Genomic DNA, 13,853 nt, shown 5'->3' on the forward strand with positions numbered 1-13,853 from the left:
GCGGTCTTGTTATTCCACCAACGTGCCTCGCAGGCTCGACCCGCGGCATTGTTGCGAGGGAACGAGATTGTCGAGCCTCGATCTTGTCGCGAGCAGCGAAATGGAGCGTGCTGGAATGGCACACCTCCATTGTTCATTAGCACAAGCGGGTAGCCGCTGGCCGCTCCAAAGCCGCAGCCAGGATGGTACCCTCATAGCAGCCGCCGTCCACCGAAATGACCAGAATCTCTCCAGCTCCGTTCATCAAAGCCGGTCTCGATCCGATGCAGGACCTATCCCCATTGACCTCGGGAGCGCGCTTTGTCCGCGCCTGCCTGCGACGCCCGGTCGACCGGCCGCCGGTCTGGTTTCTGCGCCAGGCGGGCCGCTATATGCCGGAATATCAGGCAGTACGCCAACACCATACCCTGCTTGAGATTTGCAAGCAGCCGAAACTCGCAGCCGAGGTGACCATCACCGCTGCCGAGAAGCTCGATGTGGACGCAGCCATTATCTTCGCCGACCTGCTGCTGCCTTTCGAATGCATGGGGCTTCCCTTCGAATTTCAGGCTGGAGAAGGCCCGGTTGTGCATCATCCTGTCAGGACAGTGGCCGATATTCAGCGTCTTCGTACCGACCGCGCCGCGGAACTCAGCTATGTCGCTGAGGCCATCGAACGGGTTGTCGCCCACTTCAAGGATCGGCTTGGAATCATTGGATTTTGCGGCGCGCCCTTCACTCTTGCCAGTTACATGATCGAGGGCGGCGGCTCACGGAACTATATCCATACCAAGACCCTGATGTACCGCCAACCAGCGGCGTGGCGGATGCTGCTCGACAAACTGATTTCGGTGCTGCGCGAATATGCTGCCCAGCAGGTCGCCGCCGGCGCGGACGTCATTCAGATCTTCGACAGCTGGGCCGGCGCGCTCAGTGTTGCCGATTATCGCGACTTCGTTCTTCCCGCAACCAAGATCCTCGTGCGGGAGGTCCAGGCGCTTGGCGTCCCGGTGATCTATTTCGGAGTCGATACCGCGAGCCTGCTTCCCGCCATGCGCGAGACCGGAGTAGACGTGCTTGGTCTGGATTGGCGTATTCCGCTCGATGAGGGGTGGCGGACGCTGGATTATGCATGCGCGGTCCAGGGCAATCTTGACCCGATCACTCTCTTCGCCGAGCCGGAGCTTCTTCGGAAGCGCGTTCATGAGATCCTCACCCAAGCTGGGGGGCGGCCCGGCCACATCTTCAATCTGGGTCACGGCATTGTTCCCGGAACTCCGGTCGAAAATGTGCAGGCGGTGGTGAGATACGTCCGCGAATACGGACGTCAGGCGGCTTTCTCTCCCCAGATCCTGGGAGGAGCCCGTGGCTGAAGGCGCCGCTCGAACCGCCACTGGGAAAACGGCAATTCTACTTCTCGCCCACGGCACTCCCGAAACCCTAGATGACATACCCGCTTACCTTCGGAATGTCGTCAGTGGCCGACCCATGCCGGATCATGTCGTTGCGGAGATTCGCCATCGCTATTCGCTGATTGGCAAAAGTCCGTTGACGGAACTGACCATGCTGCAGGGGCAGCTCCTATCGGAAAAGCTGGGTCTGCCGGTGTATGTCGGCATGCGCAACTGGAAGCCCTACATCGCCGATGTGGTTCGCCAGATGCGAACCGATGGGGTCACCGCGGCAGCTGTCATCTGCCTTGCTCCACAGAATTCCAGAACCAGCGTTGGACTTTACCGGCGGGCCGTCTTCGCAGAGGCTGGCGGAGCGCTGGATCTGGATTTCGTGGAAGGCTGGGCAGACCATCCACAGCTGGTGAAGGCATTCGCTGAGAGGCTGGTACCGCTTCGTCAACAGCTTGCCCAAGAGACAGGCGCCACGGTTCCGGTCCTGTTTACCGCTCACAGCGTGCCCTGCCGGACCATTCAAACGCCTCAGGCTCCCACATCGCCAACCGCTCCTGCGGAAAGAGATAAGATTCTTTGGCCCCCCAACAATGCCGGGTTACCCGATCCCTATCCGGTCGACGCCAAGACTACTGCCCGCCTTGTCGCCGAGCAGGCGGGCATGGACGAGTCACAGTGGTTTTTTGCCTTCCAGAGCCAGGGCCAATCCGGAGGTCCGTGGATCGGCCCCACCGTCGAGGACACTCTGACGTCGCTGAGCTCTCAGGGCTGCAAGGCGATCATCCTTCAGACCATCGGTTTCCTGTGCGACCATGTTGAAATCCTCTACGATATCGACATTTCCTTTCGGCAGTTCGCTGCCGGTCTAGGCATGAGGCTCGAGCGCACCGAATCGTTAAATGGGTCGCCGATCCTAACCGAGGCCCTTGCCGACCTGAGTGCACAATCGCTGGGCCGGCTGGCACTGCGTCTTGCGGATCCGCAGGCTCAACCCGTCCCAGCGGGAAGCTGATGCGCGCCGCTTCTCGTTCGCGGATAGCGATTATCGGAGGCGGCATTGCCGGAGTCTCTACCGCCTATGAACTCTCGCGGAACGGTCACGCTGACTTCGTTCTGTATGAAGCCTCGGCACGGCTGGGGGGGATCGTTGAGACGGTTCACCAAGACGGCTTTGTCATTGAGTGCGGCCCCGACTCATGGGTGACTGAAAAGCCATGGGCCCGCGACCTCGCTCTGGAACTTGGCCTCGAAGCAGAGATCCTCGCCTCGAACGATGCCATTCGACGCACTTATCTGCTCTTAAACGGCGAATTGACTCCGATGCCAGACAGCATGCGGATGATGGTTCCCACCGACCTTGAAGATATTGAGCGTTCGCCCCTTTTTAGCGAGGCAGCCAAGCAGGCTTATCGCCTAGAGGCCTTGCGGGCCGCGGAGTTCAAGGCGTCTGCAGCCGCGCGCCCTTCACTGGAAGATGAGTCCGTGGCCTGTTTTGTCGAGCGGCACTTTGGCAGTGAGGTCACCGAAAAGGTTGCTGGCCCACTTCTCAGTGGAGTTTTCGGCGGCGACATTCGTCAGCTCAGCGCTTCGGCAGTGATGGCGCCCTTCGTCAAGATGGAGCAGGAATACGGCAGCCTGGTGGTTGCGCTACAAAAGCAACGTTCTCAGAAACGACAAAGTTCGGCGGTCTTCACGACTCTGAAGAGCGGCCTGCAAACGCTGGTCGAACGAATGACGGCCGTCATTCCACCCTCTAATCTCCGCTTGAGTGAGCCGGTTTCGGAGATGAACTGGAGCCGAGGGGAGTGGGAAGTTGCTACTCGTTCTGGCTTGGCCTGCTTCGATAGGGTGGTTTTAGCAACTCCGGTCCACATCAGCCGCAGATTAGTCGCGCGCTGGAATTCCGAACTAGGCTCCCTCTTGGACATCGAAGCAACTTCCGCGGTTGTGGTCGCGTTTGCTTTTAGCCCGGAGTTGGCTAGCTCGGTGCAAACTCCTAAGGGCTTCGGTTTTCTCGTTCCTCAATCCCAAAATGAATTGATCGGCCAAGAGCCCGAGCTGCTTGCCGCCACCTTTGTCGACCAGAAATTTTCACACCGAGTTCCCGAAGGCGGCATGCTCATTCGCGCCTTCTATGGAGGCGAGTCTGCCCCCAAGCTCCTGGACGAGGACGATAGTTCCATTCTGAAGCTGAGTCATCGCCGCCTTTCGCACATCCTGGGCGAACTACCCGAACCCAGCATCGCTCTGGTTCGTCGATGGCCTCGTTCTCTGCCGCAGTACACGATCGGCCATCGCCGCAGAGTCGGCCGGATCGAAGAAATCAGCCGTGAAATTCCCGGCTTTTACCTGGTCGGCAACGCCTTTCATGGAGTCGGTCTACCTGACCTGGTTCGTCAAGGCCGCGCTCTGGCAAATAGCTTACTCGCCTCCTGATCTGTTTGCCTCCGACGTCTTGCCTCAAACCTCAACTTTCGCGACATTTCAATCGTCTCCGGTTTAGGCACTATGAGCTTTGCGTCTGCCTGGAGGTTCACGATGACCGAAGTCCGTAAGCGCCTGCTTATCGCATGTTCTTGCCTTCTGCTTGGATCGGTGGAAGTCCTAGTTGAGCTCTTCGGCGCCGTCGCCTCTCGCTGACGCACTCCGCCTCTCAGCGATTCAGACTGGCACTTTCGTGCGAGCAACATTTGCCAGTTGAAAGTCAAGTTCTCGTTTCAACTCCTTTCAAAAGAGTATGGTGAGTGTGACTTGCTTATGAAAGATTTGAACCATGGTGTTCAATCGCAATTCCGGCAATCACGGTCTTGGTACTTCCGCAGAGCCGATTAATTGTCAAATTCAATGATGAGAAAAACTCAGAAGATAGTGATCGTCGGAGCCGGTCCAGGTGGCCTAGCTGCTGCGATTCTGCTCGCCAAGTCTGGCGTAGAAGTCATGGTTGTCGAGAAGCGCGCCACCGTCGGCGGCCGCACCTCGACGATCGAGCGCGAAGGATTCAAGTTCGACACGGGTCCGACATTCTTCTTGTATCCGCGGGTGCTGCGCGAGATCTTCGCTGCCGCCGGGCGCAACCTCGATGCTGAGGTCCCAATGGAGCGGCTGGATCCCCAATACCGCCTGGTTTTCGGTTCGGGCGGTGAACTGCTCGCGACCCCCGACCTCCAACGGATGGAGCAAGCCATCGCAGCACTATGTCCTCGCGATGCCGCCGGTTTCCATCGGTTCTTCATGGATAACCGGAACAAGCTCGACCGCTTTCTGCCATTTCTCGAGAATCCCTTCGATAGCTGGCGCGATCTGGCGAAGCTCCAGATGTTGAAGATGCTGCCGACGCTGCGGCCCTGGAGTTCGCTCGATACTGATTTGCGCCGGTACTTCTCCGACGAGCGAATCCGGCTGGGCTTCAGTTTTCAATCGAAGTATCTCGGCATGTCACCCTTCACCTGTCCGAGCCTTTTCAGCATCCTGTCGTTCCTCGAATACGAGCACGGAGTTTTTCATCCCATCGGCGGCTGCGGAGCGGTCACTCTGGCAATGGCTCGTGTAGCCCAGGACCTGGGCGTTAAGATCCTGCTCGAAGAACCTGTCGAAAGCATGATCTTCGACGGACGCAAAGCTACGGGCGTCAAGACCGCATCGCGAACTCTGAAGGCCGATGCGGTTGTCGTGAACGCTGATTTTGCTGAAGCCATGCGTCGTATGGTGCCCAACCAACTGCGCCGCAAGTGGACCAACGAACGCATTGCCTCCAAGCGGTTTTCCTGCTCGACATTCATGATGTATCTCGGCATAGAAGGCATCTACAAAGACGTTGCTCACCACACTATTTACCTATCCAAGAATTACGAGCAGAACCTTCGCGATATTGAGAAAGATCACGTTCTTTCGAACGACCCTTCTTTCTACGTTCAGAACGCATGCGTTACCGACCCGAGCCTTGCTCCGCGCGGTTCAAGCGCCCTCTACATACTTGCGCCGGTGAGCCATCAAACTCCAAATATTGACTGGCCCGAGCAACAACTGGCGTTTCGTAAGACGGTTCTCGCTCAACTATCGAAGGTCGGCATCGAAGGAGTGGAAGAGCGCATTCGGTTCGAGAAGATCATTACTCCAAAGGACTGGCAGCTCGATTACGGATTGCATCAGGGCGCGACGTTCAGCATGGCGCATAATTTAAGGCAGATGCTTCATCTCCGTCCGCATAACCGGTTTGAAGATCTAGATCGCGTTTACCTGGTCGGGGGAGGGACGCATCCGGGAAGCGGATTGCCCGTCATCTTCGAATCCGCGCGCATCACGTCGCGGCTTTTGCTTGAAGACTTGAACGTGCAGCCACGTTGGGCGGAGCAAGCGACATTGCAGCCGGCGCCGATGTACGAGGCAGCTTCTTGATGAGGGCGCGCGTGGGCGCAGGCTTCGCAGAGAAGGGAAACGGTATGGATGCCGCTGCAACCGAACACATGGCGACCCTTATCGGTAAGGCCCGAGACGCGCAGCAGGCGTGGGCGGGCGTCCCATTGCAAGATCGGTTGAGAATTCTCCGCGGATTTCGCCACGCGCTTGCCGAATCAGCCGACGACATAGCTGCAACCATCCCCAATCATCTGCCGGGTAGTCTGCAACGCACGCATGCCGATACGCTCGTCTCCGAGGTCCTGCCGCTGGCCGAGGCCTGCCGCTTTCTCGAACGCGAAGCAACCTCCATCCTTGCGCCATATAGCCCCGGCTCTGACAACCGGCCTTTCTGGCTGCGTGGCGTTTCCACAGAGATTCGGCGCGAACCTATAGGGATAGTGTTGATTATCGGCCCGGGGAATTATCCGCTGTTCCTGCCCGGGGTTCAGGCGCTTCAAGGGTTGGCCGCTGGCAACGCGGTTCTTTGGAAACCCGCACATGGAGGAGGAACAGCGGCGAAAGCTTGCCGGCTGCTGCTGATTGCTTCAGGCATCGACCCATCGCTATTGCAAGTCCTAGAGGAGGCGCCCACTGCCGCCACCGCAGCTATTCGGTCGGGGGTCGACAAAGTTTTCCTCACCGGATCAGCCGCCACCGGCACCACGGTTCTTCACGAGTTGGCGGAAACTCTGACCCCTTCCGTGATGGAGCTTTCCGGTTGCGACGCGGTTTTTGTTCTCGACGGGGCAGACCTGGGCCGGACCGCCGAAGCTCTCGCCTTTGGCATGCGTCTTAACGGATCGGCAACCTGCATGGCGCCGCGGCGAGTATTTGCAACTACTGCTGTGGCAGAAAGACTGGGCGGTCTTCTCGAGGACGCTTTGAGTGCCCTCGATCCGGTGCATGTTCCCGAGAAAACCAGTGATCTGCTTCAGGAGCTCATGTTCGATGCTGAGAACAAGGGCGCCCACTTCAGGCTCAACGGGTTCAACCGTGCGATCCGCGCACAAGCCGGAGGAACACTGCTCCATCCCACCCTCGTCACTCAAGCGACAGCAGATATGGACTTATGCCGCACAGATCTATTCGCACCGGTTCTCTCGATTATCGAGGTCTCGAATGAGGATGAGGCGATCGAAGCGGATAGCCGATGTCCGTACGCGTTAACTGCCGCGGTGTTTGGACGACCCCATGAGGCGCAGCGATTGGCGTCGCGGATCCCGGCCGGATCAGTACTGATCAACGACATCATCGTATCGACCGCCGATCCCCGTGCCCCTTTCGGCGGCCGCAAACGGAGCGGCTTCGGAGCAACCCGAGGTCGCGAAGGGTTACTTGAAATGACCACGTTCAAGACGATCCAAACTCAGATTGCAAAGGACCGGCGCGCCTACGCACCGCCCACACCGCACCATTCCCAATTTATCGCCGGCTACATACGGGCGGCCCACGGCGGAAGCTGGCGCTCACGGATGCAGGGCGCGCGCGAATTCCTACGCGCCATGATGAAACTGAAGTGACGATGGATGTTGTGGTAGCCGGAATGCAGCTGAAGAGAGTTAAGAAGCACGACGCCCTTTTGGTTAAACAAGCGAGATAGGGTGGCTCGCAATTCAGGAGAAGTGCAATGCGTGTAGCAGTTATCGGTTCCGGTTTAGGAGGGCTGGCCGCGGCCTGTACCCTCGCCGCCCGCGGCTACGATGTCGAAGTATTTGAGAAGAATGCCTGGCTCGGCGGCAAGGCTGCGCAGTTGCAGGAGCAGGGTTTCCGCTTTGATATGGGACCGACTATCCTCATACGCCCTTCGGTGCTCCAACGAATTTTTGGGGAAGCCGGCCGCAAACTCTCCGACTATCTTGATATGGTGCGCCTCGACCCGCAATGGCGCTGTTTTTTTGAAGACGGTTCTGTCCTGGATCTTAAGCACGAAACCGGCGAGATGGCCGAGCTCCTGAATCAGCGCGAGCCTGGTCTTGGGCAGCGCTATGTCGAGTTTATGGAGATGTCGGAGAAGCTGCATACTATCTCAGACAAGTTCTTCTTCTGGAAGTCAGTGGGTTCGATGTGGGACACCTTCGATATCAACGGCGCGTTTGATATCAAGGTGCTCAAAGACGTTATGCGGATGCGCCTTGGCCAGACAGTCGGCGGAACTATTCGCAGCTTCATCAAAGACCCAAACGTGGCGCAGATGCTTGATCACTACGTTCAATACGTAGGTTCCTCGCCGGAAGCGTCGCCGGCCATCCTCTGCGCGATCGGCCACATGCAGTCGGAGGAGGGTATCTGGTATCCCATGGGCGGCACACGCGCCGTTCCCGAGGCGCTGGTCAAACTCGGCAAGGAACTGGGTGTTCGCTATCGCACTGCGGTCGAGGTCGAGCGCTTGCTCGTCGAAGACGGAAAGATTACCGGTCTGATTGCGAATAGCTTTGGCGGCAGCGAGCAGTACAAGTTCGACGCCGTCATCTCGAACGAAGATGCCGTGCGGACCTATCGCGAGTTAATTGGCGGAGAGACTGCAAAAACGTTCGATAGGCGGCGCGAATATGAACCCGCTTGCTCTGGTGTCGTCCTTTACTTAGGACTCAGCAAAAGCTATGACCATCTTGCCCATCATGACTTTGTATTCTCACGCGATCCGCTGGAGGAGTTTCACCACATTTACGATCTCGGCGAACCAGCGCCGGATCCGACCTGTTATCTCGCCTCGACGACACGCACCGAGCCGGCGACCGCTCCTCCCGGCGGCGATGCGCTTTACGTCCTCGTGCACACGCCCTTTCTGCGCCCTAAACATGACTGGTCAAAGATGTTTCCGGCCTATCGCCAAGTCATCCTCGACAAGCTCAAGCGGACTGCGGGCCTGACCGATATAGAAGACCGCATTGTTTTCGAAAGGGCACTCACGCCAGTCGACATTCACAACCGCTACAAGGTGCTGAACGGCGCAATCTACGGCCTCTCGAGTCATGGCCGTCTCAATGGAGCGTTCAAGCCTGCCAATGCCAGCCGCGAAGTGGACGGATTGTTTCTCGCTGGTGGCGCGGCCCACCCCGGTCCCGGCATGCCGATGGTCATGATGTCGGGATGGATTGCTGCCGATGCGCTCGACCAGCGGTACACCGGAGGATCGCCACGCAGGCAAATCGAAGAGACGCTTTCCGCCGCATCATGAACATGGAGCGGAGACCGGGTGATTCAGTCACCAAGCCTTCAAGGCGCCTGCTGGCTGCCTTTGCCCTCTATCTTCGCTGGTACATCGGTCGCCACTTCCATGCTTTGCGCATCGCCCATAGCGAGAGGTTTCCGCGGTCGGTGCAGGGCCCGACAATCATCTATCTCAACCATCCATCCTGGTGGGATCCGCTGACGTGCATCATGGTTTCCCGCTACTTTTTGCCGCTTGCGAGCCACTACGCGCCTATGGATGAGTCGGCTCTGGCGCGTTATGGATTCTTTGGCAGACTCGGGCTCTTCCCGGTTGAACTCAACTCGCCACGCGGGGCCAGGCAGTTTCTTCGTTCCAGCGCAAAAATCTTGTCGACACCGAACTCGGTTTTGTGGCTTACACCGCAAGGCCACTTTACCGATCCGCGGCCTCGGCCACTTGTTTTGAAAACGGGATTGGCCTCGCTGCTTTCGCGCTTCCCCTCAGCAACACTGATACCGCTGGCGATCGAGTACACCTATTGGGATGAGCGTCTTCCGGAGATACTGCTGAACATCGGTCTTCCTCTTCGTGCCAGCGACAGCCTTTCGAAGACGTCCGAGTGCAACGCGGTACTAGCCGCCTCGTTGAGTGCGGCTCAGGATGAACTTGCACGTCTCGCGATCACTCGCGACGCCGGTCACTTCGAAGCGCTGCTTGAGGGAGGCGCGGGCGTCGGGGCCTTCTACGACCTCTGGCAGCGCTTCCGTGCCGGCTCCCGCGGAGAGCGCTACCAGGCCGAACATGGGAGTATTCATCGCTCATGATTCTTATTCGTCTAATTGAACTCGTCCTATTTTGTTCCGTCGTTCCAGCAGCATTGTTTTTGTGGAACGTCGCTCTCTATCACGAACCGCGGAAGAGCGGAATAGCTGAACTCAAGCCGTTATCTGTCCTGATTCCGGCGCGCAATGAAGAGCGTTCCATCTGTGCATCCGTTGAAAGCGTGCTGCTCTCCCGGGATATTGAATTCGAGATTATTGTTCTCGATGATTCCTCGACAGACCGTACGGAAGAGATGGTCGCTCAGATCGCTGCAAGCGACCCGCGGGTCCGCGTTGAGCCCGCGCCTCCGCTCCCAGCGGGATGGAACGGCAAGCAACACGCCTGCTATGTTCTGGCCTCACTCGCCCGTTATGACACCTTCTGTTTTCTCGATGCAGATGTCCGCCTTCAGCCGGGAGCGCTCTCGAGGATGTCTGCATTTCTCGAGACTTCCGGCTCCGACCTTGTCAGTGGATTTCCATTTCAAGAAACCAAGACCTTCCTCGAGTGGTTACTGCTTCCGCTGATCCACTTCGTTCTGCTTGCCTATCTCCCGATTGCCGGCATGCGCAAATTTCGGGCCCCGGGCTTTGCTGCCGGCTGCGGCCAGTTCCTGATGGTGCGCCGTGCACCTTACTTTCAAAGCGGAGGCCACGCCGCCATTCGCACCACCATGCATGACGGGCTTCTGCTACCGCAGCTGTTACGAAAGCATGGTTTTCGCACCGATATCGCGGACCTAACGAATCTTGCGACCTGCCGGATGTATCAATGTTCCTCGGAAGTATGGAGCGGACTCGCGAAGAATGCTACCGAAGGACTTGCTGCCCCCTCCCGCATCTTGTTCTTCAGTGGACTTCTGTTTTTCGGCCAGATAGCCCCGCTGCTACTGGCGGTTGCCATCCTGATTACACCGCTCTCTGTTATTGGCGTAATCAGGCCCTGGATCTTTGCTGCCGTGCTCGCTTCGTTGTTACCCCGGCTCGTCGCAGTTATGCGTTTTCGTCAACGCTTGATGAGCGCAGTCTTGCATCCGATCGGTATTGCGGTACTGTTGGCTCTTCAGTGGTATGCGTTTTTTAGGAAATTGGCCGGCCAGCAAGCGACGTGGAAGGACCGCGTCTACAACGCAGGCTAGCTACGAATGCTCCTGTGAAGACTGTTCGGCCCGAATGTGAGCTTATAAAATTCGATTCGGAATGAAGATCAATTACCTCCAAGTCGCGCTCCTGGTTGGGGCCTTAACTCTGCCTCGGATCTTTGCCGATGCAGCAAAGGACCCGGCACGTTCGACCGGTCAGCAAACTCTTTCACCTACGTTCAATCAGCGGCTCGCATCCGCCCGGCTCGCCTACTTTCAAGATCTCGAGGGCGATCATGCCGCGCACTTGCAAGCGAGGCAACAATTTGCCGCGCTCGCCAGTGAACGGCCCAATGATGCCGTAGTCGAGGCCTATATCGGCAGCCTCGATCTGCTTGACGCGGCCCGCACCTGGGCTTTCTGGAATAAGCATGTGCTGTCTCAGCAAGGATTGCATGAACTTGACCAGGCGGTCGATCAAGACTCCACCAATCTGGAGGTCCGGTTTATCCGCGCTGCTACGACCTGGCATCTTCCCTTCTTCTTTCACCGCCGGGAGCAAGCTGAAAGCGACTTTGCCTTTATCGCTCCGCGCGCTGCCCAGGCAGTCGCCAACGGAAGCTTGCCCCCGCAACTCGGTGCGGCCGCGCTCGATTATTACGGCCAGGTACTCAGCGATAAGAGTGACGCTGCCGCCGCCCGTAACGCCTTTGAAGCGGCGGTCCGTCTTGACGGGTCAAGTCCCGGGGGCAAAGACGCGTCACGACGATTGAAGCAGACCGACTGATGGAATCAGGATTCGCTGTCGTTCAACGGCTTTTTCGCGAAGTAGTACAGCGAAAAAGCCAGCATCACGAACATGATCACAGACACCCAATCATGAAAGAGGAAGGTTTTCGGGAACTTCAATATGTCCGTATGTCCGGTGGCAGCTTCATAGAGTTTCAAGGCGACACCTAAGAGGCCGACGATTCCGCCAGCGGCAATAAGGCCGCTCGCGTAGAGTGAACCCGGGCTGATTTCACTCTCGGTACTTCCGCCTCCAGCCTTAGCGACGGCGCGATCGACCATCCAGCGGACGATCCCACCGACGAAGATTGCCAATGTGGTGGCGATGGAGAGATAAGCGCCTACCGCAAACGATAGTGAACGAATGCCCAGCAGTTCGACTACGATCACCAGAAAGACCCCAAGGAGGACCAGCCCCCAAGGTAGTTTTCGAGTGAGAATGCCGTTGATCACTGTAGCCATCAACCGCGCCTGCGGGGCCGCGGCCTTTTCACTGCCGATGCCTTGCACCCACTGCACTTCAATTCTGCCGGTTGCCGGATTGTAGAGGTACTTACCGTCGGCTAACTCTGGAGAGCCTAACGCGTTCAGTAAGACATAGTTGCTGCCTTGCAGTGCGGCCGAGGAACTGCTTCCGGCAATGCGAAAAGACCTGCGGGTGAAGGTCCCCTGGTCCCGCACTCCCGAATGGCTCGCGTTGAGGTTCCATGCTTGTGAGGTCGCATGAAACTCCTCCAGTCCTTTATTCATCGCGTTCAGTGTAAGGCCGATGACAACGGTGGAGACGACCACGCCGATCATCAGGGCGACTTGTTGCTTCCAGGGAGTTGCGCCAATAAGAAACCCCGTCTTCAAGTCTTGCGAGGTGTCGCCAGAGTTCGATGCGGCGATGCATACCACCCCGCCTATGGTGATCGCGAGTGCGCCAAATGCGGGGGCCGTCCAACCTTTTACCAGGAAGATCGCCGAGGTGGCCATCAGCGTGGCGATCGTCATACCCGAAACCGGACTTGCGGAGCTGCCGATCAGCCCTACGATCCGCGACGAGACGGTAACAAATAGAAATCCAAAGATCACTACCAGCAAGGAGGCGGCAAGATTCGCGAGCAAACCAACCTGTGCTCCCGGTACCGGCTTGAAGGTAAGGAAGAGAAACATGATCAATACCAGGAGCGCGGAACCGCCAACCACAACGCTCATCGGCAAATCATCTTCGGTACGCAAGGCGGCCGTCTTGCCAGCCTTGCTCCTCATGGTCTTCAATCCTGAGCGCAGCGCATTGAAGATGGTCGGCAGCGTCTTCAGCAGAGTGATCAAGCCTGCCGCAGCTACGGCGCCGGCACCCATCGGCCTGATATAAGTCGACCAGAGTTCACTAGGGGACATCGCTGCAATCGGCTTCGTCGCCGGGTAGAGGGGCAGTGTATAGTGCGACCCGAAGAAGTAAATCGCGGGCATCAGCACCAGCCAAGAAAAGACGCCGCCTGCGAAGATCACGCCCGCCACTCGCGGTCCGATGATGTAGCCGACGCCCAGGTATTCAGGAGTGGCATCGGCGCGGATGGCAGCACCCTTCATAACGTGCTGCGGCCCAAAGTCCGGCTGCCAGTCCGGAGTGCCGGGCCACGCCCCGAGCAGATTTTCGTTCTGAAAAAGCGTGTAGATGCCGCCGAGTCCCAGCCCGAGGAAGACGCGGCCGGCAAAAGAGCCGCCACGCTCGCCCGCAAGCAACACATCGGCGCACGCTGTGCCTTCCGGGTAAGTAAGGTGTCCATGCTCCTCGACGATCAACTGTCGCCGCAGCGGGATCATGAATAGCACACCCAGCCAGCCGCCGATCAGAGCCAGCAAGAAGATGCGCGAATATTCCAGATCGAAGCCCAGAAAGACCAGCGCCGGCAGGGTAAAGATCACGCCGGAGGCGATCGATTGGCCGGCATTGCCGGTGGTCTGGACGATATTGTTTTCCAGGATCGAAGCCCGGCCCAGGGCTCGCAGCACGCTGATCGAGAGCACGGATATGGGGATGGAAGCAGCCACCGTCAACCCGGCCCGCAAGCCGACATACACGGTCACAGCGCCAAAGAGGATACCGAAGAGCGAGCCCAGCAGGATCGCGCGAAAGGTAAATTCCGGCCGCGTTTCGCTGGCCGGAATAAAGGGTTCGAAGGCTGCGGGGCGTTCGGGCATTCAGGAACCTCCATGGTAGAGAAGCTTCATATTA

General features: G+C 58.1%; 10 protein-coding genes. 9 read left to right on the plus strand and 1 reads right to left on the minus strand.

Annotation, left to right across the window (positions count from 1 at the left end; translation table 11 throughout):
* Nucleotides 1–263 precede the first annotated feature (263 nt).
* From hemE to ACPOL_RS16700, 9 genes are all read left to right on the plus strand, one after another.
* A complete protein-coding gene (gene hemE, locus ACPOL_RS16660) occupies nucleotides 264–1,352 on the plus strand; it encodes a uroporphyrinogen decarboxylase (RefSeq protein ID WP_114210870.1) in 1,089 nt (362 codons plus the stop codon).
* On the plus strand, nucleotides 1,345–2,397 hold the full coding sequence (locus tag ACPOL_RS16665; RefSeq protein ID WP_114208050.1) for a ferrochelatase: 1,053 nt from the start codon (nucleotides 1,345–1,347) through the stop codon (nucleotides 2,395–2,397). Before hemE ends, ACPOL_RS16665 begins: the two co-directional genes overlap by 8 nt.
* Nucleotides 2,397–3,821 carry a protoporphyrinogen oxidase gene (gene hemG, locus ACPOL_RS16670; RefSeq protein ID WP_114208051.1) on the plus strand — a complete coding sequence of 475 codons (1,425 nt, stop codon included), beginning with the start codon at nucleotides 2,397–2,399 and terminating at the stop codon, nucleotides 3,819–3,821. Before ACPOL_RS16665 ends, hemG begins: the two co-directional genes overlap by 1 nt.
* A 408-nt stretch (nucleotides 3,822–4,229) precedes the next feature.
* Complete coding sequence (gene crtI / locus ACPOL_RS16675) at nucleotides 4,230–5,780, plus strand: phytoene desaturase family protein (RefSeq protein ID WP_114208052.1); 1,551 nt, start codon at nucleotides 4,230–4,232, stop codon at nucleotides 5,778–5,780.
* Nucleotides 5,780–7,303 carry an aldehyde dehydrogenase family protein gene (locus tag ACPOL_RS16680; RefSeq protein ID WP_114208053.1) on the plus strand — a complete coding sequence of 508 codons (1,524 nt, stop codon included), beginning with the start codon at nucleotides 5,780–5,782 and terminating at the stop codon, nucleotides 7,301–7,303. Before crtI ends, ACPOL_RS16680 begins: the two co-directional genes overlap by 1 nt.
* A 107-nt stretch (nucleotides 7,304–7,410) precedes the next feature.
* A complete protein-coding gene (locus tag ACPOL_RS16685) occupies nucleotides 7,411–8,961 on the plus strand; it encodes a phytoene desaturase family protein (RefSeq protein ID WP_114208054.1) in 1,551 nt (516 codons plus the stop codon).
* A 2-nt stretch (nucleotides 8,962–8,963) separates the two neighbouring features.
* Nucleotides 8,964–9,761 carry a lysophospholipid acyltransferase family protein gene (locus tag ACPOL_RS16690; RefSeq protein WP_150133041.1) on the plus strand — a complete coding sequence of 266 codons (798 nt, stop codon included), beginning with the start codon at nucleotides 8,964–8,966 and terminating at the stop codon, nucleotides 9,759–9,761.
* Nucleotides 9,758–10,897, plus strand: coding sequence for a glycosyltransferase family 2 protein (locus ACPOL_RS16695; RefSeq protein ID WP_114208056.1), 1,140 nt, complete (start codon nucleotides 9,758–9,760; stop codon nucleotides 10,895–10,897). The genes ACPOL_RS16690 and ACPOL_RS16695 overlap by 4 nt, the downstream gene beginning before the upstream one ends.
* Nucleotides 10,898–10,958: 61 nt before the next feature.
* Nucleotides 10,959–11,627, plus strand: coding sequence for a hypothetical protein (locus ACPOL_RS16700; RefSeq protein ID WP_114208057.1), 669 nt, complete (start codon nucleotides 10,959–10,961; stop codon nucleotides 11,625–11,627).
* 5 nt (nucleotides 11,628–11,632) lie between these two features.
* On the opposite strand, the gene ACPOL_RS16705 is transcribed toward ACPOL_RS16700, so the two are convergent.
* On the minus strand, nucleotides 11,633–13,819 hold the full coding sequence (locus tag ACPOL_RS16705; protein ID WP_114208058.1) for an OPT family oligopeptide transporter: 2,187 nt from the start codon (nucleotides 13,817–13,819) through the stop codon (nucleotides 11,633–11,635).
* Between the last annotated feature and the right edge of the window lie 34 nt (nucleotides 13,820–13,853).

The organism is Acidisarcina polymorpha (genome assembly GCF_003330725.1).
Classification (GTDB): domain Bacteria; phylum Acidobacteriota; class Terriglobia; order Terriglobales; family Acidobacteriaceae; genus Acidisarcina; species Acidisarcina polymorpha.